The organism is Pseudomonas sp. BT76 TE3572 (assembly GCF_050435365.1).
In the GTDB taxonomy this organism is placed as follows: Bacteria; Pseudomonadota; Gammaproteobacteria; order Pseudomonadales; family Pseudomonadaceae; genus Aquipseudomonas; species Aquipseudomonas fluorescens_W.
The window spans coordinates 6,291,801-6,318,166 of sequence record NZ_JBNDKE010000001.1; the positions used below are offsets into that span (position 1 = coordinate 6,291,801).

General features: G+C 58.2%; 30 protein-coding genes and 1 pseudogene. 13 read left to right on the forward strand and 18 right to left on the reverse strand.

Going from position 1 to position 26,366, the window contains the following annotated elements; genetic code table 11:
• Positions 1 to 200: 200 nt before the first annotated feature.
• The gene (locus tag ABH912_RS28730; protein ID WP_429512294.1) at positions 201 to 965 is read right to left on the reverse strand and encodes an AraC family transcriptional regulator; all 765 of its coding nucleotides are present in this window, start codon (positions 963 to 965) and stop codon (positions 201 to 203) included.
• Between the two features lie 136 nt (positions 966 to 1,101).
• On the opposite strand from ABH912_RS28730, the gene ABH912_RS28735 reads away from it, so the two are divergent.
• Positions 1,102 to 1,917 (forward strand): UDP-2,3-diacylglucosamine diphosphatase, encoded by an 816-nt coding sequence (locus ABH912_RS28735; RefSeq protein WP_033055919.1) that lies wholly within the window; start codon positions 1,102 to 1,104, stop codon positions 1,915 to 1,917.
• Between the two features lie 51 nt (positions 1,918 to 1,968).
• On the opposite strand, the gene ABH912_RS28740 is transcribed toward ABH912_RS28735, so the two are convergent.
• Both ABH912_RS28740 and ABH912_RS28745 read right to left on the reverse strand, forming a co-directional pair.
• Positions 1,969 to 2,559 carry an HD domain-containing protein gene (locus ABH912_RS28740; RefSeq protein ID WP_429512295.1) on the reverse strand — a complete coding sequence of 197 codons (591 nt, stop codon included), beginning with the start codon at positions 2,557 to 2,559 and terminating at the stop codon, positions 1,969 to 1,971.
• Positions 2,560 to 2,658: 99 nt separating this feature from the next.
• Complete coding sequence (locus tag ABH912_RS28745; RefSeq protein ID WP_008156143.1) at positions 2,659 to 2,970, reverse strand: Mpo1-like protein; 312 nt, start codon at positions 2,968 to 2,970, stop codon at positions 2,659 to 2,661.
• 160 nt (positions 2,971 to 3,130) lie between these two features.
• Between ABH912_RS28745 and ABH912_RS28750 the strand changes: the two genes are divergently transcribed.
• Entirely contained in the window at positions 3,131 to 4,192 is a 1,062-nt protein-coding gene (locus tag ABH912_RS28750; RefSeq protein ID WP_429512297.1) for an AraC family transcriptional regulator, read from the forward strand.
• On the opposite strand, the gene ABH912_RS28755 is transcribed toward ABH912_RS28750, so the two are convergent.
• On the reverse strand, positions 4,149 to 5,603 hold the full coding sequence (locus ABH912_RS28755) for a TrkH family potassium uptake protein (protein ID WP_429512299.1): 1,455 nt from the start codon (positions 5,601 to 5,603) through the stop codon (positions 4,149 to 4,151). The genes ABH912_RS28750 and ABH912_RS28755 overlap by 44 nt on opposite strands.
• Before the next feature lie 386 nt (positions 5,604 to 5,989).
• On the opposite strand from ABH912_RS28755, the gene ABH912_RS28760 reads away from it, so the two are divergent.
• Positions 5,990 to 6,556, forward strand: coding sequence for an NAD(P)H nitroreductase (locus ABH912_RS28760; RefSeq protein ID WP_033055926.1), 567 nt, complete (start codon positions 5,990 to 5,992; stop codon positions 6,554 to 6,556).
• 228 nt (positions 6,557 to 6,784) lie between these two features.
• Here ABH912_RS28760 and ABH912_RS28765 read toward each other — a convergent pair whose 3' ends face one another.
• The 6 genes from ABH912_RS28765 to ABH912_RS28790 all read right to left on the reverse strand — a co-directional run bounded on the left by ABH912_RS28765 (position 6,785) and on the right by ABH912_RS28790 (position 10,941).
• The gene (locus ABH912_RS28765; RefSeq protein WP_429512300.1) at positions 6,785 to 8,125 is read right to left on the reverse strand and encodes a sensor histidine kinase; all 1,341 of its coding nucleotides are present in this window, start codon (positions 8,123 to 8,125) and stop codon (positions 6,785 to 6,787) included.
• Between the two features lie 67 nt (positions 8,126 to 8,192).
• Positions 8,193 to 8,642 carry an LTXXQ domain protein gene (locus ABH912_RS28770; RefSeq protein WP_033055928.1) on the reverse strand — a complete coding sequence of 150 codons (450 nt, stop codon included), beginning with the start codon at positions 8,640 to 8,642 and terminating at the stop codon, positions 8,193 to 8,195.
• A gap of 192 nt (positions 8,643 to 8,834) precedes the next feature.
• On the reverse strand, positions 8,835 to 9,512 hold the full coding sequence (locus ABH912_RS28775; protein WP_007975295.1) for a response regulator transcription factor: 678 nt from the start codon (positions 9,510 to 9,512) through the stop codon (positions 8,835 to 8,837).
• A gap of 7 nt (positions 9,513 to 9,519) precedes the next feature.
• Positions 9,520 to 9,933 carry a translation initiation factor 2 gene (locus ABH912_RS28780; RefSeq protein ID WP_429512302.1) on the reverse strand — a complete coding sequence of 138 codons (414 nt, stop codon included), beginning with the start codon at positions 9,931 to 9,933 and terminating at the stop codon, positions 9,520 to 9,522.
• Between the two features lie 110 nt (positions 9,934 to 10,043).
• Positions 10,044 to 10,343, reverse strand: coding sequence for a YciI family protein (locus tag ABH912_RS28785; RefSeq protein ID WP_008156126.1), 300 nt, complete (start codon positions 10,341 to 10,343; stop codon positions 10,044 to 10,046).
• 1 nt (position 10,344) lies between these two features.
• Positions 10,345 to 10,941: a septation protein A gene (locus tag ABH912_RS28790; protein WP_033055932.1), complete on the reverse strand. Its 597-nt coding sequence runs from the start codon at positions 10,939 to 10,941 to the stop codon at positions 10,345 to 10,347.
• 87 nt (positions 10,942 to 11,028) lie between these two features.
• On the opposite strand from ABH912_RS28790, the gene ABH912_RS28795 reads away from it, so the two are divergent.
• The 6 genes from ABH912_RS28795 (at position 11,029) to rluB (ending at position 16,124) form a co-directional block, all read left to right on the forward strand.
• Positions 11,029 to 11,892 carry a PHP domain-containing protein gene (locus ABH912_RS28795; protein WP_033055933.1) on the forward strand — a complete coding sequence of 288 codons (864 nt, stop codon included), beginning with the start codon at positions 11,029 to 11,031 and terminating at the stop codon, positions 11,890 to 11,892.
• A gap of 13 nt (positions 11,893 to 11,905) precedes the next feature.
• On the forward strand, positions 11,906 to 12,535 hold the full coding sequence (locus ABH912_RS28800) for an L-threonylcarbamoyladenylate synthase (RefSeq protein WP_033056081.1): 630 nt from the start codon (positions 11,906 to 11,908) through the stop codon (positions 12,533 to 12,535).
• The gene (locus ABH912_RS28805) at positions 12,536 to 13,357 is read left to right on the forward strand and encodes a segregation and condensation protein A (RefSeq protein ID WP_033055934.1); all 822 of its coding nucleotides are present in this window, start codon (positions 12,536 to 12,538) and stop codon (positions 13,355 to 13,357) included.
• Between the two features lie 11 nt (positions 13,358 to 13,368).
• Positions 13,369 to 14,355, forward strand: coding sequence for an SMC-Scp complex subunit ScpB (gene scpB / locus ABH912_RS28810; protein WP_429512305.1), 987 nt, complete (start codon positions 13,369 to 13,371; stop codon positions 14,353 to 14,355).
• Positions 14,356 to 14,482: 127 nt separating this feature from the next.
• Positions 14,483 to 14,674, forward strand: a complete 192-nt coding sequence (locus ABH912_RS28815) for a DUF1289 domain-containing protein (RefSeq protein ID WP_429512307.1) — start codon at positions 14,483 to 14,485, stop codon at positions 14,672 to 14,674.
• 157 nt (positions 14,675 to 14,831) lie between these two features.
• A complete protein-coding gene (gene rluB, locus ABH912_RS28820) occupies positions 14,832 to 16,124 on the forward strand; it encodes a 23S rRNA pseudouridine(2605) synthase RluB (protein WP_033055938.1) in 1,293 nt (430 codons plus the stop codon).
• 198 nt (positions 16,125 to 16,322) lie between these two features.
• Here the strand turns inward: rluB and ABH912_RS28825 are convergent, their stop codons facing one another.
• Together ABH912_RS28825 and ABH912_RS28830 are read right to left on the reverse strand one after the other, a co-directional pair.
• Positions 16,323 to 16,775 carry a hypothetical protein gene (locus ABH912_RS28825; RefSeq protein WP_033055939.1) on the reverse strand — a complete coding sequence of 151 codons (453 nt, stop codon included), beginning with the start codon at positions 16,773 to 16,775 and terminating at the stop codon, positions 16,323 to 16,325.
• Between the two features lie 162 nt (positions 16,776 to 16,937).
• A pseudogene (locus ABH912_RS28830) lies at positions 16,938 to 17,402 on the reverse strand (helix-turn-helix domain-containing protein); the annotation flags it as partial.
• 712 nt (positions 17,403 to 18,114) lie between these two features.
• On the opposite strand from ABH912_RS28830, the gene ABH912_RS28835 reads away from it, so the two are divergent.
• The 4 genes from ABH912_RS28835 to ABH912_RS28850 all read left to right on the forward strand — a co-directional run bounded on the left by ABH912_RS28835 (position 18,115) and on the right by ABH912_RS28850 (position 21,686).
• Positions 18,115 to 19,530, forward strand: coding sequence for an amino acid permease (locus tag ABH912_RS28835; RefSeq protein ID WP_429512310.1), 1,416 nt, complete (start codon positions 18,115 to 18,117; stop codon positions 19,528 to 19,530).
• A gap of 33 nt (positions 19,531 to 19,563) precedes the next feature.
• On the forward strand, positions 19,564 to 19,659 hold the full coding sequence (locus ABH912_RS28840) for a hypothetical protein (RefSeq protein WP_082459041.1): 96 nt from the start codon (positions 19,564 to 19,566) through the stop codon (positions 19,657 to 19,659).
• Positions 19,660 to 19,754: 95 nt separating this feature from the next.
• Positions 19,755 to 20,168, forward strand: coding sequence for an alternative ribosome rescue aminoacyl-tRNA hydrolase ArfB (gene arfB / locus ABH912_RS28845; protein ID WP_429512312.1), 414 nt, complete (start codon positions 19,755 to 19,757; stop codon positions 20,166 to 20,168).
• Between the two features lie 210 nt (positions 20,169 to 20,378).
• Positions 20,379 to 21,686 (forward strand): hypothetical protein, encoded by a 1,308-nt coding sequence (locus tag ABH912_RS28850; RefSeq protein ID WP_429512314.1) that lies wholly within the window; start codon positions 20,379 to 20,381, stop codon positions 21,684 to 21,686.
• Positions 21,687 to 21,811: 125 nt separating this feature from the next.
• Here the strand turns inward: ABH912_RS28850 and ABH912_RS28855 are convergent, their stop codons facing one another.
• The 6 genes from ABH912_RS28855 to phhA form a co-directional block, all read right to left on the reverse strand.
• Positions 21,812 to 22,993, reverse strand: a complete 1,182-nt coding sequence (locus ABH912_RS28855; protein WP_429512316.1) for an MFS transporter — start codon at positions 22,991 to 22,993, stop codon at positions 21,812 to 21,814.
• Between the two features lie 105 nt (positions 22,994 to 23,098).
• Positions 23,099 to 23,296 carry a hypothetical protein gene (locus tag ABH912_RS28860; RefSeq protein WP_429512318.1) on the reverse strand — a complete coding sequence of 66 codons (198 nt, stop codon included), beginning with the start codon at positions 23,294 to 23,296 and terminating at the stop codon, positions 23,099 to 23,101.
• A gap of 77 nt (positions 23,297 to 23,373) precedes the next feature.
• The gene (locus ABH912_RS28865; RefSeq protein WP_008156098.1) at positions 23,374 to 23,505 is read right to left on the reverse strand and encodes a hypothetical protein; all 132 of its coding nucleotides are present in this window, start codon (positions 23,503 to 23,505) and stop codon (positions 23,374 to 23,376) included.
• A 279-nt stretch (positions 23,506 to 23,784) separates the two neighbouring features.
• Entirely contained in the window at positions 23,785 to 24,978 is a 1,194-nt protein-coding gene (locus ABH912_RS28870) for an amino acid aminotransferase (RefSeq protein WP_429512320.1), read from the reverse strand.
• Positions 24,978 to 25,334 carry a 4a-hydroxytetrahydrobiopterin dehydratase gene (locus tag ABH912_RS28875; RefSeq protein ID WP_008030478.1) on the reverse strand — a complete coding sequence of 119 codons (357 nt, stop codon included), beginning with the start codon at positions 25,332 to 25,334 and terminating at the stop codon, positions 24,978 to 24,980. Before ABH912_RS28875 ends, ABH912_RS28870 begins: the two co-directional genes overlap by 1 nt.
• Positions 25,335 to 25,437: 103 nt before the next feature.
• Positions 25,438 to 26,223 carry a phenylalanine 4-monooxygenase gene (phhA, locus tag ABH912_RS28880; RefSeq protein WP_033055950.1) on the reverse strand — a complete coding sequence of 262 codons (786 nt, stop codon included), beginning with the start codon at positions 26,221 to 26,223 and terminating at the stop codon, positions 25,438 to 25,440.
• Positions 26,224 to 26,366 lie beyond the last annotated feature (143 nt).

The following is a 26,366-nucleotide window of genomic DNA, read 5'->3' on the forward strand; positions in this document are numbered from 1 at the left end:
ATAAAACCAAGCCGGAGACAACGCCGTCCCCTGTAGCAGCTGGCGAAGCCTGCGTCCGGCTGCGAAGCAGTCGTAATATCAGGCACCGCGGTCTTTCTGATGCACCGTGCATACAGTTTTACGGCTGCTTCGCAGCCGGACGCAGGCTTCGCCAGCTGCTACATTTAATCGTGCTAACGCCAGCTACGTCTGTCGCCAGACTATCGTTCTTTGTCGCCACCCTCTCGGCGCAACTTGCCAGGCGATGCGCCAAACTCCCGCAACACCGCTGCAGCAAATGCACTCTGCGAACTGTAACCCACTCGACTGGCTACCTCGCCAATGGGCAATGGCGAATCCCGCAGCAGTCCCACAGCGATATGGAGCCGTCGACTGCGGATGTAATCCATCGGCGTCTGCCCGCATTCAGCAACGAACCGTGCATGCAGCCGAGCGCTGGACAGACCAGCGACGCGCGCCAGATCGGCGACTTGAAGTGGATAGGCTGCGTACTGATCGATGTGCGCATTCAGCGCCGCATAAGGCAGGCGCCGACCGCCGACGATCTCGGGTTTGGCGTTGTTGAGGCTGGCCAGCAGCAACACCGCGCCTTGTTGCGCGATCAATGGATCGCTGACCTGACTGCCCGCCAACCAACTGACCAATTGGCTTTGACCGGCATCCAGCGGCAGGCGACCGGCGTTGTCGAGCAAACGACGGCTGGCCTCGGCGTGATCACCCAGGGACTGAGCAACCCATTGGTCGCTGGGCACATCCAGCACCAGGCAACGGCTGCCATTGGCGCTACCGCAGGCGTGATGGAAACCGGACGGCACCACCACGAAACTCTGCTGGACCACCTGACTGCCATGCCCGTCGACCTCGAAATCCAGCGCACCCGACAGCCCGAACACCAGCTGCGCGTGGTCGTGGCTATGGACGATCAGGTCATGCGTGTATTGGCGTAGCGTGAGGATCGGTCTCATCGCAGGTCTCCCGGGCAAGGTTGCCAGTTTACACCGTGGGCAATCGTGGGGCGCTGTCACAGGACTGACTCGCCACTGTCATGGGCAATTAACCCGACCGGCGCAAGCTTGCAAAAACTTATCCAGAGGGTTGCCCATGACCAGCGCCGAGCTCGCCAAACCCAGTCGTAAGCAACGTGTGCGGACCTTGTGGATTTCCGACGTGCATCTGGGCACCCGGGATTGCCAGGCCGAACACCTGTCGCAGTTTCTCAAGGGTTATCACGCGGACAAGGTCTACCTGGTCGGCGACATCATCGATGGCTGGAAGCTGCGCAGTGGCATGTACTGGCCTCAGGCGCACACGAACGTGATCCGCCGCTTGCTGACCATGAGCAAGCGCGGTACCGAGGTGATCTACGTCACCGGCAACCACGACGAATTCCTGCGCCGCTACTCGAAGCTGATTCTGGGCAATATCCAATTAGTGGACGAGGCGGTGCACGTGACCGCCGATGGCCGGCATCTGTTGGTGATCCACGGCGATCAGTTTGATGTGATCACCCGGTATCACCGCTGGCTGGCCTTTCTCGGCGACTCGGCCTACGAATTCACCCTGACCCTCAACCGTTGGCTCAACCATTGGCGCGCACGCTATGGCTACGGTTACTGGTCGCTGTCGGCGTACCTCAAGCACAAGGTCAAAACCGCGGTCAGCTTCATCAGCGATTTCGAAGAAGCCATCGCTCACGAATGCGTCAAACGCGAGTTGCACGGCGTGGTGTGCGGGCACATTCACCATGCCGAGATACGCAAGGTCGGCGGGGTGGATTACCTCAATTGCGGGGATTGGGTGGAGTCGTGCACCGCGCTGATCGAGCATTGGGATGGCTCGATCGAGTTGTATCGATTGGCGGATGCCCAGGCGCGGGAGGCCGAGTTGAAGGCCGTCAAAATCGCAGAACCGGCTTAAGAACAAGGTGCTGGGGCGGGTCTCTTCGCGAGCAGCAGTTCCCTGCAGTTTTCAGGCTGGCGAATGTTCTTCCATCGCCGCCTTGTAAATTGAATGCTTGGGCTGAGCAAACAATCGCTCCATCATCGGTTCAAAGAAGCTCAGCGGCAGGGTGTCATACGCCGGATCAAACGCCGCCGCATCGTATTTGGCGCAAAACTCAATGGTCGCCTGATACTGCGGATGCCCGCTGAATTGCTCGCGCAGATGCCGGTCCATCCCTAGATGATGGAAGAAGTAATACCCCTGGAAAATCCCGTGCTTCTCGACCATCCACAGGTTCTCGGCGCTGACGAACGGCTTGAGGATTGCCGCAGCGATGTCCGGATGGTTGTAGGAACCCAAGGTGTCGCCGATGTCGTGAAGCAGCGCGCAGACCACAAATTCTTCATCGCGGCCATCGCGCCAGGCACGACTGGCGGTTTGCAGGGAATGGGTCAGGCGATCCACCGGGAAGCCGCCAAAATCACCCTCCAGTAATTTCAGGTGCGCCACAATCCGTGTCGGCAGTTGCCTCGCATAGGCACTGAAATCTGCGGCGATGATCGCCCAGTCTTCCTGCGTGCCGTCCTGCATGTGGGTGAAACGGGCGCTGGCATTCATCGGCTATCCTCTTGTTCTTATCGAAAGGGATTTTTTGAGTGTAGAACCTGGATCCAATGCCGCACTGGCCGCGCAGGACGCTTTTGTGGCCCATCGGGCCTAGAACGGCACGCGACCCAGAATCATGTCTCGGTACATCACGAAATCGCCGAGCAGGCTGTAAAACGGATGTTGAAAGGTCGCGGGACGGTTCTTCTCGAAGAAGAAATGCCCGGCCCAGGCGAAGCTGTAACCCGCCAGAGGAAGGGCCCATAACAGCAGCCAGGCGCCTTTGCCGATGGTCAGGGCCAGGATGAAAATAACCAGCGTCGTGCCGATAAAGTGCAGTCGTCGGCAGGTGCTGTTGCTGTGTTCGCTGAGGTAATACGGGTAGAACTCAGCGAAGCTGTTGAAACGTTTGATGTTTTCCACGACTGCGATCTCTGTGGTTATTGTTCTGACTGCAAGATGTTCTGCGGGTAGCTTATTTGAGTCTAGAGTGATCATTGGTATCAGCCAGTGACAATGGGCGCCACTTTAGTATCCTTCGGAAATTAGCCGTAGCATGCGGCTCATCATGTAAGTGGACGACATGAGCGAACGAACGACTTCTGCAAGCTGGGCGATGGGGATTGTCAAAGCACTGGAGATGGACGGCCTGGATTGCCGGGTTCTGTTCAAGCAGCTGGGGCTCGACTACGCGGCACTGGATGATCCGGACGCGCGCTTCCCGCAAGATTCCATGACACGTCTGTGGCAGCGCGCGGTTGAGCTGTCCGGCAATCCGGCGATCGGCTTGAACATGGGCAAGGTGGTGCGACCGGCTTCCTTCCATGTGGCGGGCTACGCGTTGATGTCCAGCCAGACCCTGGCCGAAGGCTTTCAACGGCTGGTGCGCTATCAGCGGATCATTGCGGAAAGTGCCGACCTGAGTTTCCGATTGTTGGAAGAAGGCTACGCGCTGATTCTGACGGTCCACGGCGACCACCTGCCACCGACCCGGCAGAGCGCCGAAGCGTCACTGGCTTGTGCCCTGGCGCTGTGTGGCTGGTTGACCGGGCGCACCCTGCAACCGCGCAAGGTGCTGGTGCAGGGCGATCAGCCGGTCGATCTCGAACCCTATAAACAAGCCTTCCATGCGCCTTTGGTGTTCAACGCGCCGTATGACGCCTTGATCTTCGAACGCGCGGACATGGAGGCACCGCTGCCGACCGCGAATGAGGCGATGGCGCTATTGCATGACCGGTTTGCCGGTGAATACCTGGCGCGGTTTTCCGAGAGTCGCGTGACCCACAAGGCGCGGCAGGTGCTGTGCCGTTTGCTGCCCCAGGGCGAGCCCAAGCGCGATACCGTGGCGCAGACGTTGCACTTGTCGCAACGCACCTTGCAGCGACGCTTGCAGGAAGAGGGTACGAGTTTTCAGACGTTATTGGACGACACCCGACGTGAACTGGCAGAGCAGTACCTGGCGCAGCCGACCATGACCCTGCTGGAAATTGCCTACCTGCTGGGGTTCGCCGATCCGAGCAACTTCTTCCGCGCTTTCCGCCGCTGGTTCGACGCCACCCCCGGCGAGTACCGGGCGCGGCTGATGGGCACGCTTGCGCCTGTCAGTGACGCCAGAATGCCGGAATACATAGAACAAACACCGTAATGATCTCGAGTCGGCCCAGCAGCATGCCGAACGAGAGAATCCACTTGGCGGCGTCCGGCAGAGTGGCAAAGTTGCCCGCCGGGCCAATCGTCTCGCCCAGCCCCGGACCGACGCCGGACACCGTGGCGGCCGCGCCGGTGAGGGCGGTCATCCAGTCCACACCGAGCAGCGACAACAGCAGCGCGATGACGCAGATGGTGATGGCGAAGAAGAACGAAAAGGTCAGAATCGAACGCACGATTTCTTCGTCGAGACGGTGACCGTTGTACTTCTGCTTGATCACCGCGCGCGGGTGAATCAACTGGTTAAGGTTGGCCTTGAGCAGGATGTACGCGACCTGGAAGCGGAAAATCTTGATCCCGCCAGCGGTCGAGCCCGAACAGCCGCCGATAAAGCCCAGATAAAAGAACAGCATCAGCGAGAAATTGCCCCAGAGGCTGTAGTCCCCCAGCGCAAATCCTGTGGTCGTGACCACCGAGGTCACGTTCAGCGCCACATGCCGCAGGGCTTCCAGCCAATGCAGCTGGGTGGTCCACCAATACCAGGTGCCGAGCACCAGCCAGGTCACCAGCAACATGCCGAGCAGCCCCTGAACCTGTTCATCCTTGATCAGTGCTTTGCGGTTACCGCGCAAGGTCGCTACATACAGGGTGAACGGCAGGGCACCAAGAATCATGATAACGACCGCGACCCAATGCACAGCAGGCTCCGGCCACTTGGCCAGAGACTGGTCGGACGTTGAGAAACCGCCGGTGGAAATCGCTGACATCGCGTGGTTGATCGCATCGAACGGGCTCATCCCGGCCCACCAGAACGCCAGGCTGCCGAAAATGGTGATGCCGACGTAGGCCGCAACGATCAAACGCGCCACCATGTGCGAACGGGGCATGACTTTTTCGGAACGGTCCGACGACTCGGTCTGAAACAGCCGCATGCCACCGATGCGCAGCAGTGGCAGAATCGCTACCGCCATGCCGATAAAGCCGATGCCACCGATCCAGTGCAGCAATGAGCGCCACATCAGGATGCCGGGAGACATGTTATCCAGGCCCGTGAGCACCGTCGCACCGGTGGCGGTGATGCCGGACATGCTTTCGAAGAACGAATCGGTGTAGCTGATGTGCTGGGTCAGCAGGAACGGCAGCGCGGCGAAGATGCACACCACCAGCCAGCTGCTGACGGTCAGCAGGTACATGTCTCGCGGACGCAGGTGTACATGTTCCGGGCGACCGGGGATAACCAGCGCGAGGCCGGCGACAAAGGTAATCATGCTCGCCCAGAGGAACGACGGCAGGTCGCTGGTGCGGTCGAAAATCACCAGCGTGGCCATGGGCACGACCATGGAGATGGCCAGTGTGATCAGGAAGATGCCGATGATGAAACCAATAGTCCGTAAGGTCGGCAACGCCATGAAGTCCGCTCGGGCTGAAATAGGGAAGGGCGCCATTCTACCTGTGGGGCCTGCTATGTAAACCGGCACTCCCGAGGTGGTTGCCGGGCCTGCCATCAATTATTGCCTGTGCCGCGCCGGGTCTGCTGTTGTGCAGGGCAAGGCGCGAGGAGCGTAGTTTGGTCATTCCAAATAAGCTCCGAGCAACGCAGCCCTGCACAACAGCAGGCCCGGCCCTTCGGGTTGTGCCTGGAAGCGGGCCAGGCTGCGTTGCAGTCCTTGGCAAGGGAACGACCATTCCCGGCGGACTGCGTCTTGCCTGGCCCGCTTCCAGGCAACAACGCGGCGCAGGCAATAATTGATGGCAGGCCCTAGAATAGCTTCACATTTTTTTCAGGAGGTGGCCGATGCAGGCTCTCGACGCTTTGCTCAACCGTGTTTCCGTTCCACGATTGATAGAACCCGCACCGACCGCAGAACAACGCGAAGTGTTGTTTGGCGCCGCGATGCGAGCGCCAGACCACGGTCACTTGCAGCCTTGGCGCTTTCTGACAGTTGAAGGCGCGGCACGCGAGCAAATGGGCGAGTTGCTGGCCGAAGCGGCGAAGCTGCAGGACAGTGAAGTGTCCGAGGCGGCGCTGGACAAGGCGCGTAACGGTCCGCTGCGCGCGCCGCTGGTGGTTGTGGTGATCGCGCGGTTGCAGGATCACGTTAAGTATCCGAAGTCCGAACAACTGCTGGCAGCGGGCTGTGCAGCTCACGGGATTTTGTTGGCGGCTTATGCGCAGGGGATTGGCGCGGTGTGGCGCACGGGTGAACTGGCGTATTCGGCGCATGTGGCCAAGGGGTTGGGCCTGGCTGAAGGGGAAGAGGTGATTGCGTTTCTTTACCTGGGTACGCCGCAGAAGGAACCGCGGGTGGCGGAGAAGGTTGATCTGGCTGAGTTTGTCAGCGCCTGGCCGGGTCAGGCCTGAATCGTGTTGTTCTTGATTGAGGGGTGAATCATTGAGATCCACCCCTCACCCTCACCCTCACCCTCCCGAAACGTCGGACCGCCCCAGAGGGGCGAGGGGACTGATCGAGGTGTTCTTGGAGCTGCATCGACCTGAAAAATCAGGTTGAACTCAGGATATGAAACGCCCCCGATCTGCTCCCTTTCCCCCTCTCTCCTGTGGGGAGAGGGCTGGGGTGAGGGGTGAATTTCAGAGCTGTACCACCGCCCCCGGCACCAATGGCAATTCGAGGCTGGCAATAAACCCGCCCTCCGGGTGATTGGCCAGCACCAGACTCCCGCCATGCCGCTCCGCCGCACGGCGCGCAATCGCCAATCCCAAACCATGTCCAGCCGCCGTCTGCCCCGGCGCCCGGTAAAACGGCTCACCCAGCTGGCTCAAATGCGCAGCCTCTACGCCCGGTCCATGGTCACGCACACTGACCACAATCCGCTCACCCTGACGCACCGCCTGCATTTCAATCGCTTGCCCTACCGGGTTGAACCGCTGAGCATTGCGCAGCAGGTTGTCGACGGCGCGCTCGATCATGGTCGGCCAGCCTTTAAGGTTCAGCTGCGGCTCGGCCTCAAGGTGCACGTTCTGATCCGGCGAACCCAATTGAGCATCCTTTTGCAGCGTGTTGAGCAGCGCATTGAGATCAACCTCTTCAGCGCTGGCGTTGTCGGCATCGACCCGCGCCAGAACCAGGATTTCGCTGATCAGTGCTTCCAGTCGGTCGCACTCCCGAGTGAGGCGCGGCCAGAGTTTTTCCCGTTCCTCAGGGTTGGCCCGCTCAGCCAGTGCCAGCGCGATGCGCAGCCGGGCAAGCGGTGAACGCAGTTCATGGGACACATCCCGCAGCAACTGTCGCTGACTGCCAATCAAACTTTGCAGGCGCGCGCCCATGCGGTTGAAGTCGTTGGCCAGCACGCCGAACTCATCGCGCCGGTTGGCCAGTTTTACCAGGCTGTTTTGTTGGTAGGTGGTTTGCCCCAGATCATGCACGGCACCGCGTAAGCGGCTGAGTGGGCGAGTAATGGACATCGTCACGAACAGGCTGAACAAGGTCAGCACCACCAGCGCGATACCCAGCGCACTCAACGGCCAGAGCAGGCTTTCGCGGTGCCAGGCGTCCAGTTCCGGGTGCGGAATTCGGTAGATCAGCAGGTAGGTGTCACCGGTTTTTTCGCTGGTGTATTCCGCAGTCAATCGGCGCCACGGCAGGCGGCGATCATCGTTGTTCTGTCGCGCTTCGAAGGCCGCCGCCCTGCGTGGGAAAGTACCGCGCACCACAGGGTCACCGCTCTCGTTGAGCACTTGAACGTCGATGTGATACTGGCGCTTGCGCTGTTCCAGAATGTCCTGGGCCGCGTCTTCACCCTGTAACTCGTAGGTTTGCGTCCACTGCTCGGGCAAAGTATTGAGGCCGGGATGGCGACTGAGAATCCACGCGTCCTGGTTGAGCATGTGCCCCAGCAGAATGGAAAGCCCTGCAACCAGAGCGATGGCCAACCAGAAGCTGGCCAGAATACGCCAGAACAATGAGCGCACAGAAAATCCTCAAGCAAAGAAAGCCCAACGGCGATTAACCGTTGGGCTGTGATATGACGCTAGAACATTATTGCGCCTTTTGCGGCTGTTGCGCTTTCCAGGCCTTGAACTCGGCCCATTCGGCGCGACGCTCAGCCTGTTTTTTCTGGATCTCGTCGAATTTCTTCTGTTGATCCGGTTTCAGCAGGGCGCGCACGTCGGCTTCAGCTTTCTTGTGGTTGGCCGCCATTTCATCTTTCATGGCTTTCTGGTCGGCTGGCGAGAGTTTTTCCAGGTACTTGTCGACCACTTGCTGACGCTCATGCATCTGCTCGCCCATGATTTTGCGGATCTGCTCGCGCTGTTCGCGGCTCAGGTCCAGCTGGCTGTACGGGCCTTTGCCGTGCATGCCGTGCATCTGACCGCCATGGCGTGAGCCGTCCATCGGGCCACCCATCGGGCCGGCACCTTCAGGCATGGCCATGGCAACGGTTGGCAGGGCGGCAGCGAACATCAGAGCGATAAGAGTCTTGCGCATGGTGAATCTCCTTGTCTCGTTCCCGGTACGTTCCGGATGAGTACAGATTACGGAGATCAAGGTCAGCGGCAGTCAGCGGAGCGTAAAGCTTAGGTAAAGACGAATCTGGACCTTCCTGACAAATCCAACACTTTCGCCGAACGCAGCCTCGCCGGGGCTCGACAGCTGCTACAAAAACAGATCGTGTGGACTTTATAGGCTGTAGTAATAGCCGCGGCTACGCAGGGCCACGATGCGTGGGCGGCCGTCGGGGTGCGGGCCGATCTTTTTGCGCAGGTTGCTGACGTGCATGTCCAGGCTGCGGTCGTACAGCGTCAGTTTGCGGCCGAGGGCGATTTGCGCCAGTTCCTGTTTGTCCAGCGGCTCGCCGGGTTGCTTGAGCAGGGCTTCGAGCAAGCGGCTTTCGGAGACGGTGAGGGTGAATTCCTGTTCATCGATGCTGACCACGCCGCGCACCGGGCTGAAACACAGGTCGCCCAGTTCCAGCTGACTGGAGACTGCAGCCGGATGACTGCGGCGCAACACGGCGCGCAGACGGGCTGTCAGTTCCCGTGGGTCGCACGGTTTGGCCAGGTAATCGTCGGCGCCGAGTTCCAGGCCAAGGATACGGTCCAGCGGCTCGCCGCGGGCAGAGAGCATCAGCACCGGCAAGTCCGGGTGATCGCTGCGCAATTGCTTGAGCAGTTCCAGGCCGCTGCCGTCCGGCAGCATCACGTCCAGTACCACGGCTGCCGGCGCCGTTTCGGCCAGTGCGCGACGGGCGCTCTGACCATCGTGGCAGGCGCGGACCTGGAAGCCTTCCTGGCTCAACCAACTGCTCAGGAGCTCACACAGCTCCTGGTCATCATCAATTAATAACAGCTCGCTCATGACTCACTCAATTTAGCCATTGCCTACGTTTTCTGGTGGCACCACTGGCGAAGATACCGCAGAGCAGCGCCAATAGCGCTACTGCGGCGCCGACGACGAACCACTGTTGCTGATCGGTCAATAGACGCGGCAGCGGGCTGCTGGCCTGGGCTTCCTTGAGCTGCAGCTTGAGGCGCTGATTCTCTTGGCGCAACCGGCTCAGCTGAGCGCTTTCGCGTTCGGCATCGGTATTTTGCAGTTGTTTGCTCAGTATTTCTCGTTGCTGTTCGCTTGCCTTCAAGCGCTGTTGCAACTCGGTGATCTGGCTGCCGGCGCTCAGGGACAGCGGTGTGGAATTACCGCCCTCGGCGCTTTCTTCACCGTGGGCAGGGGCCACAATCGACAACGTCACCAACATCAGACACAACGGACCTTTGCGCATCGCCACTCCTGATTCCAATACGAGTATTGGGCAGGTTGTCGGCCGGTAAACGAGAATAATGAGCGTTGAGAGCGCGATGAACCGATAAGGTTCATCGCGCTGGAGGGATATTACGGCAGGACTTGCTTGAACGGCTTGACCGAAACGTTGGCGTAGACGCCTGCGGCGATATACGGATCGGCGTCGGCCCAGGCCTGGGCGGCGCTCAGGGAATCGAATTCAGCGACGATCAGGCTGCCGGTGAAACCCGCAGCGCCCGGATCATTGCTGTCGACCGCCGGGTGTGGACCGGCCAAAACAATGCGACCTTCACCTTTGAGCACTTGCAGGCGCTCAAGGTGTGCAGGCCGTGCGGCCAGGCGGGCTTCCAGGGAGTTGGCGACGTCTGTGGCAATGATTGCGTAAAGCATGTCAGTCCTCGGTTTTTGGCGTTGTGGTATCGGCGTCGTGCAGGTGGCGGGACAGGTAAATGCCCTGGGCGACCAGGAACAGCAGCGTCATGCCCAGGCTGCCGAAGACTTTGAAGTCAACCCAGTAGTCCTGAAAGGTGAACGCGACGAACAGGTTGGCGGCACCGCAAAACAGGAAAAAACCGATCCAGGCGATGTTCAGACGGGTCCAGACCGGCTCCGGCAGGGTCAGCGCGTGGCCCATGATGCGTTTGATCAGCAGTTGTTCACCGATGAAGTGGCTGCCAATGAACGCCAGGGCGAACAGCCAGTTCACCACCGGGGCTTTCCATTTCAGGAAGGTTTCGCTGTGGAACGCCAGGGTCAGGCTGCCGAAGACCAGGCAGGCGATGAGGGTCAGCCACTGGCTCTTCTCGAGCTTGCGCTGCTTGATGAACAGCGTGCCGTAAACCACCAGGGAACTGATGATCAGCATGGCGGTGGCGCTGTAAATACCGCCTACAGTTACCTCATGACCGGCAATGTCGACGACCCGTGGATCGAGTTTGAAGACGATGAAGAACAGCAGAAGCGGGATGAAATCGATGAATTGTTTCACAGTGGCAGCCAGAAGCAGGATGTGGCGGCATAATAACAAACATATGGGCGCGCGATAGCGCCAGCTGATTTGAGGTAAAAAAGTCCTGTGAATGTTGATTTGCACTGCCATAGCACGGCCTCCGATGGCGCTCTCGCGCCTGCAGTACTGGTTGCGCGTGCGTTCGAGAAAGGCGTGCGAGTCCTGGCGTTGACCGATCATGACACCCTCGAGGGCCTCGACGAGGCTCGCGGTGCGGCGACCGCGCTGGGGATGCAACTGGTCAATGGCGTCGAATTGTCCTGCACCTGGGGCGGAGCGACCATTCACGTGCTGGGCTATGGTTTCGACGTCAACGCCGCACCGTTGGTCGAGGCCATCGCAAAATTGCACGATGGCCGCTGGCTACGGTCCGAAGAAATCAGCCGCAAGCTGGCCCTTAAAGGTATGCCGGGCGCGCTTGAAGGCGCCCGGGCCATCCAGCAGGAACTGGGCGACAGCGGCAATGCGCCGGCCCGCCCGCATTTCGCCGACTGGATGGTGCGTGAAGGTTACGTCAAGGACCGCGCTGAAGCGTTCCGCAAATGGCTGGGCGCCGGCAAGTTGGGGGACGTCAAGCAACATTGGCCGACTCTGGAAGACACGGTCGAAACCCTGCGCGCCGCGAAAGCCTGGGTCAGCCTGGCGCATCCGTGGCACTACGATTTCACTCGCAGTAAACGTCGCCGCCTGATTGCCGACTATATTCAAGCTGGGGGCCACGCTATCGAAGTGGTCAATGGCCATCAGCCCGCCGAGCAAGTGGGCAGCCTGGCGATTCTCGCCCGTGAGTTCGGTCTGCTGGTCAGCGCCGGCAGTGATTTTCATGGCCCTGGAGGCTGGTCCGAGATCGGTGAGTACCGCCCGCTCCCGGAGGATCTGCCGCCACTGTGGTGTCGATTCAAACATGACCCAATTATTGCCGCCGTCTGAACAGGTAGAGAATGTGAGTCAATTTTTCCAGATTCATCCGGAAAACCCGCAAGCGCGCCTGATCAAACAGGCTGTAGAGATCATCCGCAGCGGCGGGGTGGTGATTTATCCCACAGACTCGTCCTACGCCATTGGTTGCCAGATCGGCGACAAGAATGCCGTGGAACGCGTGCGCCGGTTGAGACAGTTGGACGAAAAGCACAACTTCGCGCTGATTTGCAGCGACCTGTCGCAATTGGGGCTGTTTGCCAAAATCGATACCGGCACTTTCCGCCTGCTGAAAGCTCACCTGCCGGGGCCTTACACCTTCATTCTCAACGCCACCCGCGAAGTCCCGCGGCTGTTGTTGCACCCGAAAAAACGCACCATCGGCCTGCGCGTGCCGAGCCATCCGATTGCCCTGGCGCTGCTGGAAGAACTCGGCGAACCGCTGATGAGCGTGACCCTGATCATGCCCGGCGACACCGATCCGATGACCGATCCTTACGAAATGCGTCAGTTGCTCGAGCATCAGGTCGACCTGATCATCGACGGCGGTTTCGGCGGGATCAAGGCGTCCACCGTGATCAACCTCGCCGATGGCGAGCCGGAAGTGATCCGCGTGGGTTGCGGCGACCCGACGCCGTTCATGGCCGAGGCGTAGATGTCTGCAGTAGAACCCGTTGTCGACAGTCAGGCCGGAGCCCAGCAAGAGCTGCCCTTCGCGATGGTCTATGGCCAGGCGGTCATGGAAATGCCGCTGGACCTGTACATTCCGCCGGATGCGCTTGAGGTCTTTCTCGAAGCCTTCGAAGGCCCGCTCGACCTGCTGCTGTACCTGATCCGCAAACAGAACATCAACATTCTCGACATCCCGGTGGCGGAAATCACCCGTCAGTACATGGGCTATGTCGAGTTGATGCAGTCGGTGCGCCTGGAGTTGGCGGCCGAGTACCTGGTCATGGCCGCGATGCTGGCCGAGATCAAATCGCGGATGCTGCTGCCGCGTGCCGAAACGATCGAGGCCGAAGAGGACGATCCTCGCGCCGAACTGATCCGCCGCTTGCAAGAGTACGAGCGGTTCAAGGCTGCTGCTGAAGGCATCGATGGCCTGACCCGTGTGGGGCGTGACGTGGTAGTCCCCAAACTCGACGCCCCGGAAGCCCGGGCACGCAAGCTGTTGCCAGACGTGCGTCTTTCAGAGCTGTTGTTGTCCATGGCAGAAGTGTTGCGCCGTGGCGACATGTTCGAAAGTCACCAGGTCAGCCGCGAGGCGCTGTCCACGCGCGAACGGATGAGTGATGTGCTGGAGCGCCTCAAGGGTGGCGGTTTCGTGCCCTTTGCCGAGCTGTTCACCGCTGAGGAAGGACGTCTGGGGGTGGTGGTAACCTTTATGGCGATTCTCGAACTGGTCAAGGAATCCTTGGTCGAGCTGGTGCAGAATGAGCCGTTCGCAGCGATCCACGTGCGGGCCCGAGCCGAATAACGAGTTGAATCATGAACCTGACTGAACCCCGCGAGCTGGCGCCACTGCTTGAAGCCTTTCTGTTGGCCTCGGGAAAACCGCAATCGCTTGAACGCCTGTTCGAACTCTTCGAAGAGGGCGAGCGGCCGGAGCCGCCAGTCTTCAAGAAAGCCCTGACGATTCTGGCCAAATCCTGCGACGGCCGGGCCTTCGAGCTGAAGGAAGTGGCCTCCGGGTATCGTCTGCAGATCCGCGAAAAGTTCTCGCCGTGGGTAGGACGTTTGTGGGAAGAGCGGCCGCAGCGTTATTCCCGCGCCATGCTCGAAACCATTGCGCTGATCGCCTATCGCCAGCCGATCACCCGGGGCGAGATCGAAGACGTGCGGGGCGTGGCGGTCAACAGTCACATCGTCAAAACCTTGCTGGAGCGCGAGTGGATCCGCATCGTCGGCTACCGCGACGTGCCGGGTAAACCGGCGATGTTTGCGACCACCAAGGCCTTTCTCGATCACTTCAACCTGAAAAACCTCGACGATTTGCCACCGCTGGCCGAATTGCGCGAGCTGGAGCCTGATCCGGTGCTCGATTTCGACGACGCGCCGGTGCCTGCCGCACTGCAGGAGTTGGCCGACGCCAGCGCCGAGCCGGAAGAGCCGAAGGAGGAAACCAGTTTCCACACGTTGTTGCTGGAGCTGGACACCATGGAGGAGGGGCTCAAGACCGATTTCGACGATCTGTTGCGCGATGGCGAGGTGACCGAGACCGAAGAGGTTTTGGCGTTGCCGGAGCCTGAGATCGAAGCTGAACTTCCGGTTGAGCCAGAAGCCACAGTCGAAGAAGAGCAGGAAGAAGAGCTTGAAGACGACGTGCTTGGCGTCGCCGAAGCTCGCGAAAAACTCCTCGCTGCCGTCGCCGCTCTGGAAAAACCGAAACCCGAGCCCGAGTTGACCGACGAAGAAGCCGAAGCCCGGGCACTTGCCGAAGCAATCGAAGCCGAACGCCGCGAATTCGACGACTGACCCCGGCCCCTGTGTGCGAGCCTGCTCGCGATAGCGGTCTGTCAGTCAGTTAGATGTTGAATGTGCCGCCCTCATCGCGAGCAGGCTCACTCCTACAGTGGATTTGTGTTGTTTCCTGGAGATGGTGATGAGTTCGACAAAAGACCCCTGCATCAGCGTCTGCAAATTCACCGACGACATCTGCCTCGGCTGCGGTCGCAGCAAGCGCGAGATCAGGGCGTGGAAGAAATTCGACAAGGTGGACAAGCTCACGGTTCTTGCCGAAGCCTCGCGGCGGCTAATCAAACTCGGTGCCACCGGTCGGCGGAAATCCAGGTAACGCCCCATTAATCAACTAGTCTCTGATGCGCGAACGCTCCCATGAGCGTATGATTCGCGACCCTTCGGCAATCCCTTTGCCCAAGCTCTTCAAAAAAGTACCCAGATTTACATCGCTCAGGCAAAAGCCTGAACAGACCACACCGGGAGGTGCCCAGATGAGTATCAAAGACCAGAAAGACGACCAGGAAATCGGCCCAGCAGGCGAGAAGCTGCAGAAAGTCCTCGCCCGTATCGGCGTCGGCTCGCGCCGTGACGTAGAAGCCTGGATCAGTCATGGCCGCATCAAGGTCAATGGCAAAGACGCCACCCTCGGGCAGCGCGTCGACATGCACGACGCCATCACCATTGATGGCAAGGTGATCAAGCGCGAAGAAGCCGCCGAGTCGGTACGCCGCGTGATCATGTACAACAAACCGGACGGCGAAATCTGCACCCGCCTTGATCCGGAAGGTCGTCCGACCGTTTTCGACAAGATGCCGAAACCAAAAGAAGGTCGCTGGATCAACATCGGTCGCCTGGACATCAACACCACCGGTCTGCTGATGTTCACCACCGACGGTGAGCTGGCCAACCGTCTGATGCACCCTTCCTACGAAATGGACCGTGAATACGCGGTACGTGTGCGTGGTGAAGTCGATGACGAGATGATCGAGCGTCTGAAAGCAGGCGTCGTCCTCGAAGACGGCCCGGCCAAGTTCACCGACATCAAGCAGGCGCCAGGCGGCGAAGGTTTCAACCACTGGTACCACTGCGTGGTGATGGAAGGTCGCAACCGCGAAGTCCGTCGTCTGTGGGAATCCCAGGGCCTGGTGGTCAGCCGTCTGAAGCGCGTGCGTTTCGGCCCGGTGTTCCTCAACTCCGACCTGCCGATGGGTCGCTGGCGCGAAATGAGCCAGTACGAAGTCGACATTCTGAGTGCTGAAGTTGGCCTGACGCCTGTGGCCATGCCGCAGATGAACGCCAAGAGCAAAGACAAGCTCGACCGCATGCAGCGTAAATCGTCGCGTCCGATGGGCAAGACCGAGCGCGTGCGTTCGTTGCGTCCAGCCATCGGTAACCAGACCGCTGCTACGCCGCGTGACTCCCGTGAACCGCAGATCGAAGGCGAGCGTCCAGCCCGCAAACCAGCAGCACCTCGTGCTGACGGCGAGCGCGGTCCACGCACGCCACGTCCGGCCAATGGTCGCACCGAGCGCGGCGAAGGCCGTGGTGCGCCAAGCGGTGGTCGTAGCGATCGCGGTGCTCCTCGTGGTGAGGCTCGTGGTGATTCGAGTCGCGGTACGCCAGTGGCAGATCGTCCTTCCGACACCAAGCGCCCGGCCAAGGCACCAGCGAAGAAGCGTCCAGGCATCGTCCTGGTCGACAAGGACGCGCCATCGGGCAAACGCCGTGGTGCGCCAGCCGGTTCGGGCCAGCGTCCAGGCTTCGGTCGTCGCAAGCCTGAGTAATCGGTAAGCGCTCCATAAAAAACGCCAACCCTCGGGTTGGCGTTTTTTTTCGTCTGGTTTTAGTTGGCTGATCGTTCCCACGCAGAGCGTGGGAACGATCATACTCAGATGAGAAACGACTTTATTCTGACATAGCACACCGGTTGCGGATTTCATTGATATTGGAAATTTCGTAGTGTTAATTATGATGGCGTCGATTTATACGTCAAATGTGAGGCTGCCAGTGTAGGTGTATGGTCCAGTGAACGTTACGTTTCCGTTAATTTTTCCAGATACATGTTTCTGGATAACAAGTGTTCCACCGTCGGCGTAATAAAATTGTTCATCTTGTCCAACGCCGAAATACACCGTGGCATACGGCCCACCATCAGGGGATACAGGGATGGGGTAGGTCCCACTGGGCGCATCTTTATTGTTATGCAGCTTGATAGTGATGTCGTTATAGACAATATCGACGTATTGCACCGCAAATATGGTCAGGGTTTCATCTGAATCGCTACGGTTCACATCTTGTGTATCAAAAATGACGGGAGGGTAAGTCGATCTCTGGATAAAACCCTTAATCACGCCGGTCTGCTTAGACGGGGATATGATTTTTTTGATCTGTGCTACCTGCTGCTTGAATAGTTCGGTTTTATTGTCGATTGTCATGTTAAGGCTCCTTTGATTAGAGTTTGTTACTGTAAAATATGTCATAAGGTTTTCGCACTTCGTACTGTCATAAATACCAGTTTTTTAGAGCCTTTTACGATATGCGTTATCGCATTCATGCGCGGCCTGATGGGGCTTCTGGTCTGGTGCCTTCGAATTAACTTACTTGTCTTGAACCGCTTGAACCGCTTGAAGCACTTCCCGCGCCCGTTGGATTTTATTCAGAAACTTCTCTCCCTTTACATTCCAAACGTATCGAGTCGGTTGGGTATTGCGTAATGCCATGAACGTTGTAATGGAGCTTTCCAGTTCACGCACAGAGGCGAATCTACCGTCGCGGAGATAGACCGTGATGTACCTGAAAAACCGTTCAACCATGTTCATCCATTCACTGGAAGTCAGGTGAGGCTTCAAATCGTTGGCGGCCCATAATTTATGAACGGTGCTTGGGGAAATGCCCGCAGTCCGCTCCGTGTTCCGACAACTCCATCGAGGCTCACCGATTCGGGGTTAAGTGACTTGTTCCAACACGCGACGGACAGTCTCGACTGGCAGCGACGACTTGCGTTCGCGTCCTGGCTTGTCGACGAGTCCATCCAGTCGAAATGCCTGAAAACGCTTGCACCAGTTGAAGTCGTAGTCGAAATACTCAATAAATTATTTCACGGACCACTCACTATGCCGAAGTGGAAAACAACCGTTACGCTATGTAACGGAAAGCTGACGTATTCGACGGTCTTGACCCCTGTAATCGCATGGTTCTGATTAGTGTAAGGAATTACTTCCATGCGCTGGCTGGGGCGAGCGCTTCGGCTGCTTCAGGCCTCTTGTTTCCCAGCCCCTTGAAGGGTGAGATGCGCCCCATGCCTGTCGTGCAGGTGCATAACAAGAAGGAGGCGCAATGTACGCCGTGACTCATCTCCATCTCTCCCCGTGGGGCGATTTTTCCGTCGCTCCCGTCGATGACCTGCAAAGGTCTGACTCTGATTTTGCAGTCGCCCGAGACCCTCGAGGCGGACACAGGCAATCCCGGCAAATGACACGCTGATCCAGTGGTGTCTGGCAGCAGGGGGTTACAGGTGTACAATGCGCCGCGTTTTAACTGTGACCTCCTGCGCATCTGCGCAAACCTCAAGGCTATCCGCCTTGTTCACTCCGCCGCGCCACAAGCGTGTCGGGTTCGATTTCGTCACAGATAAAAACAAACAGGTGACGCATGACCGTTGTAAAAACGCTGAACTCCTTTTGCCTTCGCTGGGGTTTGATCGGCGCTGCTTGACATCGCAACCGAGCAGCAACGTCTAACGAACATCATCAAACCTTGCGTGAGACCCTTTTCATGAGTGGACAAAACTCGCATTCAGGCGAGCTGAAACGCGGCCTGAAAAATCGTCATATTCAACTGATTGCCCTCGGTGGCGCGATCGGTACCGGGCTGTTCCTCGGCTCGGCCGGCGTGCTGAAATCCGCCGGCCCGTCGATGATCCTCGGCTATGCCATCTGCGGCTTCATTGCTTTCATGATCATGCGCCAGCTTGGTGAAATGATCGTCGAAGAGCCGGTGGCCGGTTCCTTCAGCCACTTCGCCCATAAATACTGGGGCGGTTTCGCCGGCTTCCTGTCGGGCTGGAACTGCTGGATTCTGTACATTCTGGTGGGCATGTCGGAGCTGACCGCGGTCGGCAAATACATCCACTACTGGGCGCCACACATCCCGACCTGGGTCTCGGCAGCCGGCTTCTTCGTCTTGATCAATCTGATCAACCTGGCGAACGTCAAAGTCTTTGGTGAGGCTGAGTTCTGGTTCGCGATCATCAAGGTCGTGGCCATCGTCGGCATGATTGCGCTCGGCAGCTACCTGCTGGTCAGTGGTGACGGCGGCCCGCAAGCGTCGGTGACCAACCTGTGGGTCCACGGCGGCTTCTTCCCGAATGGTGTCAGCGGCCTGGTGATGGCCATGGCGATCATCATGTTCTCCTTCGGCGGCCTGGAAATGCTCGGTTTCACCGCAGCTGAAGCCGACAAGCCGAAAACCGTGATCCCGAAAGCCATCAACCAGGTGATCTACCGGATCCTGATTTTCTACATCGGTGCGTTGGTTATCCTGCTTTCGCTGACGCCATGGGACAGCCTGCTGGCGACCCTGAACGCGTCGGGTGATTCCTACAGCGGCAGCCCGTTCGTACAAGTGTTCTCTATGCTTGGCAGTGACACCGCTGCGCACATCCTCAACTTCGTGGTCTTGACCGCGGCATTGTCGGTGTACAACAGCGGCACCTACTGCAACAGCCGCATGCTGTTGGGCATGGCCGAGCAGGGCGATGCGCCGAAAGCCTTGTCGAAGATCGACAAGCGCGGCGTGCCAGTGCGTTCGATCCTTGCTTCGGCGGCGGTGACGTTGATTGCCGTGTTGCTGAACTACCTGATCCCGCAAAACGCGCTGGAACTGTTGATGTCGCTGGTGGTTGCCACCCTGGTGATCAACTGGGCGATGATCAGCTTCTCGCACTTCAAGTTCCGCCAGCACATGAACAAAACCAAGCAGACGCCGCTGTTCAAGGCCCTGTGGTACCCGTACGGGAACTACATCTGCCTGGCGTTCGTGGTGTTCATTCTGGGCGTGATGTTGTTGATTCCGGGGATTCAGATCTCGGTGTATGCGATTCCGGTGTGGGTCGCGTTCATGTGGATTTGCTACGGCATCAAGAATAAGCGTCGTGACCGGCATGCATTGCAGGCTGCAAACGCGAAGTAAGCGCAGCATGCCGAAACAACAAACCCGGCCAATGTGCCGGGTTTGTCATTTTCAGGCTTCACACAAACCCCCTGTAGGAGTGAGCCTGCTCGCGATAGCAGCGTGTCAGTCAACATCTTTGTTGCCTGACAAGACCCCATCGCGAGCAGGCTCACTCCTACAGGGACCGCATTCGTTCAGTCCATTCGCGGTATCCTGCGCGTTCTGAATACGGACGCTTTTCCATGCTGGTGATTTCCAACAATGTGCATCTGCCGGATGCCGAGATCGAGTTGACCGCCATTCGTGCCCAGGGCGCCGGTGGACAGAACGTCAACAAGGTCTCCAGCGCGATGCACCTGCGCTTCGACATTCCGGCCTCGTCCTTGCCCGAGTTCTACAAGGAGCGCTTGCTGGCGCTGCGCGACAGTCGCATCACCAGCGAAGGGGTGTTGATCATCAAGGCCCAGCAATACCGCACGCAGGAAGCCAATCGCGCGGATGCGCTGGAGCGGCTGACCGAGTTGATCCTCAGTGCCACCAAGGTCGAAAAGAAGCGTCGTCCGACCAAACCGACCCTCGGTTCGAAGAAGCGTCGGTTGGAGTCCAAGAACAAGCGTGGCAGCATCAAGGCCGGGCGTGGCAAGGTGGATTTCTGAGTCGATAGCGAGTCAAAGCGATGATTCGACTGGTCGCCGTCTTATTCCTTATTTCCATTTCATTGGATGGGTATTGCGAAACACTTTGGTTTGATAACGTTATAAGGCCGTGAGTCCGTTGGGTACTGTCATGTTTGACAGGTTACGTGATCTTTTTGATGGCGTTTAATGTTCTCGGGAACTTCCCCTGATTTTACGGATTAAGTAGAAATGAATCATTCCAGCGATGAGCAGCGCCTCACGTCTACGCGTGGCAGTGTGGATTATAGTTTTGGTGTGGCGGGCAAGGTTTATTTATATGACGGCCCGGAAAACACATTCCTGCAGCCCCGCGCGATCCATGTATTTCCTGACGGTAAAATGCTGTGTGCCGCGAGCTCTGAATCGCTGCAAATGACTTACCTGATCATGCTGGACGAACGAGGTGTTATTGATGAGGCATTTGGAACCGCGGGAAAGTGCCGAATTAAAGTGCCTGATTACTTCCCAAGTTTAAAATTTGGGCAGCCTTTTGCGTTGCAGTACGACGACGAGCGTAAAAAAATTGTAATGGGGTTTTATGCTAAGGGTGAAGTCTATACGCCATGGTTGGGGGCTGTGAGATTCGACTTGAATGGCCATCTGGATACAACTTTTGGTGTCGGCGGTGTGATGGTGTGTGAGTATGATCTGAAAAACCAGGAGCTCGATGCGCTGTCCTCTGGCAATGCGAACATTGAAGGTCCAAATGCCCTGGGTTACTCGCCTTCAATGGTGGTGTTGGGGGACGGCAGTATTATGTTTTCATCCCTCATCGAACTCGTTTTTACATATACGGTTTTAACGAAAGTGACTTTTGATGGTGTGCTGGATGAATCATTCGGGAGGAAGGGGTTCGTAATGATCTCCCATAAAAACCGACACGCAAAAACCGAAGATCTTATTCGACAAGGTGAAAAAGTTTTGCTGGCTGCCAATTCCAGTCTGCAGTGGGAAGGCGAATGGTTCGTTGGGCGATACAATGCTGACGGTAGTCTGGATGAAAGTTTTGCAACGGATGGGTATTACGACTCTCGCTCAGGAGTCAAATCACGTCTGTTGTGGAGAGAGGATGAGAAAGAGCTCTACATTATTGGTACGAGTGCCAACACGGCCGGGCAGCATTTATTTGTTAAAGTTCAGCGCATAGGCGTTGATGGCCTGGAGGATCCGCATTACGGCGATCGAGGTTGGTCTGACGCCTTGGATAATTCATTCATCGGTCAAACCGTCGTCTGGCAGGCTAAGCTGTACAACTCAGGATCGACCATTGTGTTGGCAGGCCATGTTGAACTCAATTCGAACGACAGGCGAACAGTCATCGCGAGTATCGAACAGGATATGGGGTGGGATGGCGCGTTCGGTAATGAAGGGCGGGTCATGTTGGGCGCAGAAGTTGTGGTGCATGCGCTGGCTGTACAGGCTGATCGCAAGGTCGTTTATATTTCAAGTACGAACAACACTCTCGAAACTTTTGCAATCAATCGATTGCACGGTTGAGTGCTTGGGTCATCTGCCGCCGTAGGAGCAGCGAAGCATCTCAAGATTAGAGAGCGTGGGCGTATACCATTGGCCGTTCAGCCCTGTGCGACTGAGCGGTCAGTTTTTATTGACGACTTTTTTGTTCAATAATGACGCGTTTTTTGCCGTTGCAAGTAAATGCTCAAGATCAAGCCACCCAAGGCGGCAAGGGCAGCGAACAGGAAGATCGAGGCAAAACCAAAGCCTGCCGCAATCGCACCGGCCAGCGGCCCGGTAATCCCCAGCGACAAATCGATGAACAGCGAATAAGCCCCGACTGCCGCGCCACGACTTGAGGCCGGCACCAGATTGACCGCTTCCACCCCCAGTGCGGGGAACACCAGCGAGAAACCGAACCCGCTTAGCGCCGCACCGGCCAGTGCCCAATGAGCGTCCGGCGCCAGCCACAGCAGCAACAGCCCCAGTGTTTCCACCGACAGGCAGACAATCGCCACGCGAAAGCCGCCGAGACGGTTGATCAGGTTGCCGAACAGCAGCCGTGCACCGATGAAACTGGCACCGAACAAACTCAAGCACAGCACCGCGTTGTCCCAATGCTGCGTGGCGTAATACAACGTGATGAACGTCGCGATAGTGCCGAAACCGATGGAGCCCAGCGCCAGACCGCAACCATGTGGCAGCACGCGCCCCAGCACATGCATGAACGGCAAACGCTCACCGACCACAATCGGCGCAGCGGTCTTCGGCCAGGCCAGCACCAGACCTAGGACGGCCAGCAACATGATGCTCACGCCCATGCTCCACAAACCTAATTGACTGACTAGCAGCACGCCCAGCGGTGCGCCGACCGCCAGTGCGCCATAACTGGCGATGCCGTTCCAGGAGATGACCTTGGCAGTGTTCGCCGCGCCGACCCGACCGATGCCCCAGCCGATCGAACCGGAGCCCACCAGGCTTTCCGCGCTGCCGAGCACCAGGCGGCCGATCAACAGGCTGATCAGGCTCAAGGTCGGCAGGCTCTGGGTCCAGGCCGACATCAACATGAACACACCGCTCAAACCGCAGCCGGCGAGGCCGTACATCACGGCGAGTTTGCTGCCCTTGTTGTCGATGATTTTCCCGGCATAAGGGCGGCTGAGCAGGGTGGCCAGGTATTGCACGCTGATCACCAGGCCGGCGATGACCGCGCCGAAGCCCAGGTCGCTGTGGACGTAGCCCGGCAATACGGCCAGGGGAATGCCGATATTCAGGTAGCCGATGAAGGTGAACAGGACGATGGAAACGACTTGCAGCGTGACCGCCAGGGGGCGCTGGTTTTCAGACATGGGTAAAGATCCACGGGGAAGCAGGATAGATAGGCTGCTTATGATAGCGGCGCGAACGGCTGCGGGTCGTGGAAAAAGTAAAACTATTTGCCAGGCGGGGATGAATCAGGGTTTAGCGGGAGCGACCAGATGCGTGGTGACCAGGGCGGCCAGGGCGTTTTCTTCGCTGCCGAAACGGGCGAGCAGCGCGGCGCGTTTCTCGGGGGACAGGCGATTCCAGATCTCGATCATCTTCTCGGTGGTACCGATCAAGACGCTGGCCTGCAGCTCTTCATCAAAAGGAGGGGAGAAGTCGTCGGTCATGGTGTGGGGCTCAAGGGTTCAGGCGGTGTGGAAAGCGCATGTTAGCGCTTTCCACACGGTCTGGCATTGCAGGTGAATCAGTCTTCGCTGTCGGCCTTGCGGCGTTCAGTGGCTTCTTTTGGCTCGGGCTGTTGGGCGCCGGCTTGTTGCGTGGGTGTCTGCTCAGTTTCGTGCAGGCTTGGGAAGGGGAGATTAGGGATCTCGTGCATGTTTCGCGCTCCTCGCAAAGTCTGTTGATAGATCTGGTAGATCCGCGCTTTTAAAAAGCTTGGGGAGGATACAGCAGAAGAAATGACAAAAAGACTTTTATATCTAATTGTTGCGACGGATGGGATTGTCTAGACAGGTTAGTAGCAGCACCACAAAACAATTGTAGGAGTGAGCCTGCTCGCGATAGCGGGTGTGTCAGTCAACAGATGTATCGACTGACTTTCCGCTATCGCGAGCAGGCTCACTCCCACAGGGGGAGGGGCTTTGCAGGGCTTGAGTTATTTGCAGACTTCGGCGATCGCCTCGGCCAGCAGGTCCAGCCGGGTTGCGTCGATTCCGGCGACGTTGGCCCGGCCAGTGCCCACCATGTAAACGCTGTGATGATCGCGCAGTTGTTTGACCTGGTCCGGCGTCAAACCGGTGTAGGAAAACATCCCGCGCTGCACGCCGATGTGCGCAAAGCGTTCGCGCAAACCATGAGGTTCAAGCGCTTCAACCAAACCGCTACGCAGTTGGGCGATACGCAAACGCATGGCTTCCACTTCGTCGGTCCAAAGGCTTTTCAGCTCGGGGTCACCGAGGATGGTCGCTACCACCGCAGCGCCGTGATCCGGTGGTGTCGACCACAGGTTGCGGGCGATGTTGGCCAGTTGGCTGCGGATATCCACCAGCTTGTCAGCGGTTTTCGCGCAGACAATCAGCGCGCCGGTGCGGTCGCGGTAGAGGCCGAAGTTCTTCGAGCAGGAACTGGTGATCAGCACTTCCGGTAACGCGGCAGCGAACAACCGGGTCGACCAGGCGTCCTGTTCCAGGCCATCGCCGAAGCCCTGGTAGGCGAAGTCGATCAGCGGCACCAAATCGCGACTGCGCACCACGTCCAGCACCCGGCGCCAATCGTCGTGGGACAGATCGAACCCGGTCGGGTTATGGCAGCAGGCGTGCAGCAGCACCACATCGCCCTTCGGCGCTTCATTGAGTACCGCGAGCATCGCTTCGACGTCGAGACGGTTATCGCTGCCAACATACGGGTAATGACTGACCTTGACTCCGGCCGCCGCGAAGATGGTTTCGTGGATCGGCCAGGTCGGGTTGCTCAGCCACACGCCACGACCCGGCAGGCACTGGGCGATGAAGTCGGCACTCAAGCGCAGCGCGCCAGTGCCACCCGGTGTTTGGGTCGCGCCGGCCCGTTGTTCGGCGATCAGCGGGGAATCGGCACCCAGCACCAATTCAACGATGGCTTTGCCGAACGCCGGTTCACCGTGGCCACCGATGTAGGTCTTGGTGGTCTGACGATCTACCAGACGTTGCTCGGCGAGCTTCACGGACTGGGGGATCGGTGTCAGGCCCTGGGCATCTTTATAGACGCCCACGCCGAGGTCGAATTTGCGCGGGTTGGGGTCCTGCGCATAGGCCTCCATCAGGCCGAGAATCGGGTCGCCGGGTACTCGTCCGATGGCGTCGAAATGCATTATTTGCGGCCCTCGGCGTCCTTGGCCACTTCGTCAGTGCGCGCGGCCATGATGAAATCGTTGCGATGCAGGCCTTTGATGGAGTGGCTCCACCAGGTCACGGTGACTTTGCCCCACTCGGTCAGCAGACCTGGGTGGTGACCTTCAGCCTCGGAGATTTCACCGACGGCGTTGGTGAACGCCAGTGCGTGTTTGAAGTTCTTGAACAGGAAAACTTTTTCCAGCTGCATCACGCTGTCGCGCACTTCAATGTTCCAGTCAGGAATCTGCTTGATCAGTACCGGCAGTTCTTCGTCGCTGACCTGAGGGGCATCGGCGCGGCAGGCTTCGCAATGGGCTTGGTTCAATGTGGACATGATGGGTTCCTGAAATCGAATTATTGGAATTCGGCCGTCAATTCACCACGCTAAACCAAAGCGTCGGTTCCTGACAGGCTCACTTGATTCTAAAAGCTGCGGATCACGCAGCCTTTGGCGGAAATTTTGGTGTGTGCAAGCCCAGCTGCATGCCTTGCTTGACCATGCCCATGATGTCTTCGTGGGCGAGGTCGAACAGGCGCTTGAGGTTCGGCAGGACAAAGTACAGCGGTTGCAGGATGTCGATGCGGTACGGCGTGCGCATGCATTCCAGCGGGTCGAAGGCCTGATGCTCAGGTTCGTTCGACAGGCAGTAAACGGTTTCTTTTGGAGAGGAAAGAATGCCGCCGCCGTAAATGCGCAGGCCTTCAGCTGTATCGACCAGGCCGAACTCGATGGTCATCCAGTACAAACGCGCCAGGTACACGCGTTCTTCCTTGGAAGCCTGTAGGCCAAGTTTGCCGTAGGTGTGGGTAAATTCAGCGAACCAAGGGTTGGTCAGCAGCGGACAGTGGCCAAAAATCTCGTGGAAAATGTCCGGCTCTTGCAGGTAATCCAGCTCTTCGCGGGTACGAATAAACGTCGCTACCGGGAACTGCTTGTTGGCGAGCAATTCGAAAAAGGTCTGGAAGGGGATCAGCGCGGGTACCCGGGCAACCTGCCACCCGGTGGTTTCACCGAGGACCTTGTTGATCTCACCGAGTTGCGGAATGCGGTCGTGGGGCAGACCGAGTTTTTCGATACCGTCCAGGTATTCCTGGCACGCACGACCCTCGATCACTTTCAGTTGGCGAGTAATCAGCGTGTTCCACACCGCGTGTTCTTCGGCGGGGTAGTCGATAAAACCTTGCGCATCGGGCTCACGAGCCACGTATTGCGTCTGCTTCATGCTGCTCTCCTGCTAGGGGATTTCGTTCTTGTTATGTCCTGCTATGGACTTAGAAATACCTCAAGAAATGCGGCTCTGCAGCACGCGAGTAGCGCAGCTCGTAGGAAAAATCGTCGATTTTTGTAAAGTATTCGTTACGGATC

Coding starts and splice junctions, on each gene's coding strand:
- ABH912_RS28730 (WP_429512294.1), bottom strand. CDS start 965: ATGAGACCGATCCTCACGCTACGCCAATACACGCATGACCTGATCGTC.
- ABH912_RS28735 (WP_033055919.1), top strand. CDS start 1,102: ATGACCAGCGCCGAGCTCGCCAAACCCAGTCGTAAGCAACGTGTGCGG.
- ABH912_RS28740 (WP_429512295.1), bottom strand. CDS start 2,559: ATGAATGCCAGCGCCCGTTTCACCCACATGCAGGACGGCACGCAGGAA.
- ABH912_RS28750 (WP_429512297.1), top strand. CDS start 3,131: ATGAGCGAACGAACGACTTCTGCAAGCTGGGCGATGGGGATTGTCAAA.
- ABH912_RS28755 (WP_429512299.1), bottom strand. CDS start 5,603: ATGGCGTTGCCGACCTTACGGACTATTGGTTTCATCATCGGCATCTTC.
- ABH912_RS28760 (WP_033055926.1), top strand. CDS start 5,990: ATGCAGGCTCTCGACGCTTTGCTCAACCGTGTTTCCGTTCCACGATTG.
- ABH912_RS28770 (WP_033055928.1), bottom strand. CDS start 8,642: ATGCGCAAGACTCTTATCGCTCTGATGTTCGCTGCCGCCCTGCCAACC.
- ABH912_RS28775 (WP_007975295.1), bottom strand. CDS start 9,512: ATGAGCGAGCTGTTATTAATTGATGATGACCAGGAGCTGTGTGAGCTC.
- ABH912_RS28780 (WP_429512302.1), bottom strand. CDS start 9,933: ATGCGCAAAGGTCCGTTGTGTCTGATGTTGGTGACGTTGTCGATTGTG.
- ABH912_RS28785 (WP_008156126.1), bottom strand. CDS start 10,343: ATGCTTTACGCAATCATTGCCACAGACGTCGCCAACTCCCTGGAAGCC.
- ABH912_RS28805 (WP_033055934.1), top strand. CDS start 12,536: ATGTCTGCAGTAGAACCCGTTGTCGACAGTCAGGCCGGAGCCCAGCAA.
- scpB (WP_429512305.1), top strand. CDS start 13,369: ATGAACCTGACTGAACCCCGCGAGCTGGCGCCACTGCTTGAAGCCTTT.
- ABH912_RS28815 (WP_429512307.1), top strand. CDS start 14,483: ATGAGTTCGACAAAAGACCCCTGCATCAGCGTCTGCAAATTCACCGAC.
- rluB (WP_033055938.1), top strand. CDS start 14,832: ATGAGTATCAAAGACCAGAAAGACGACCAGGAAATCGGCCCAGCAGGC.
- ABH912_RS28825 (WP_033055939.1), bottom strand. CDS start 16,775: ATGACAATCGACAATAAAACCGAACTATTCAAGCAGCAGGTAGCACAG.
- ABH912_RS28835 (WP_429512310.1), top strand. CDS start 18,115: ATGAGTGGACAAAACTCGCATTCAGGCGAGCTGAAACGCGGCCTGAAA.
- arfB (WP_429512312.1), top strand. CDS start 19,755: ATGCTGGTGATTTCCAACAATGTGCATCTGCCGGATGCCGAGATCGAG.
- ABH912_RS28850 (WP_429512314.1), top strand. CDS start 20,379: ATGAATCATTCCAGCGATGAGCAGCGCCTCACGTCTACGCGTGGCAGT.
- ABH912_RS28855 (WP_429512316.1), bottom strand. CDS start 22,993: ATGTCTGAAAACCAGCGCCCCCTGGCGGTCACGCTGCAAGTCGTTTCC.
- ABH912_RS28860 (WP_429512318.1), bottom strand. CDS start 23,296: ATGACCGACGACTTCTCCCCTCCTTTTGATGAAGAGCTGCAGGCCAGC.
- ABH912_RS28865 (WP_008156098.1), bottom strand. CDS start 23,505: ATGCACGAGATCCCTAATCTCCCCTTCCCAAGCCTGCACGAAACTGAG.
- ABH912_RS28870 (WP_429512320.1), bottom strand. CDS start 24,978: ATGCATTTCGACGCCATCGGACGAGTACCCGGCGACCCGATTCTCGGC.
- ABH912_RS28875 (WP_008030478.1), bottom strand. CDS start 25,334: ATGTCCACATTGAACCAAGCCCATTGCGAAGCCTGCCGCGCCGATGCC.
- phhA (WP_033055950.1), bottom strand. CDS start 26,223: ATGAAGCAGACGCAATACGTGGCTCGTGAGCCCGATGCGCAAGGTTTT.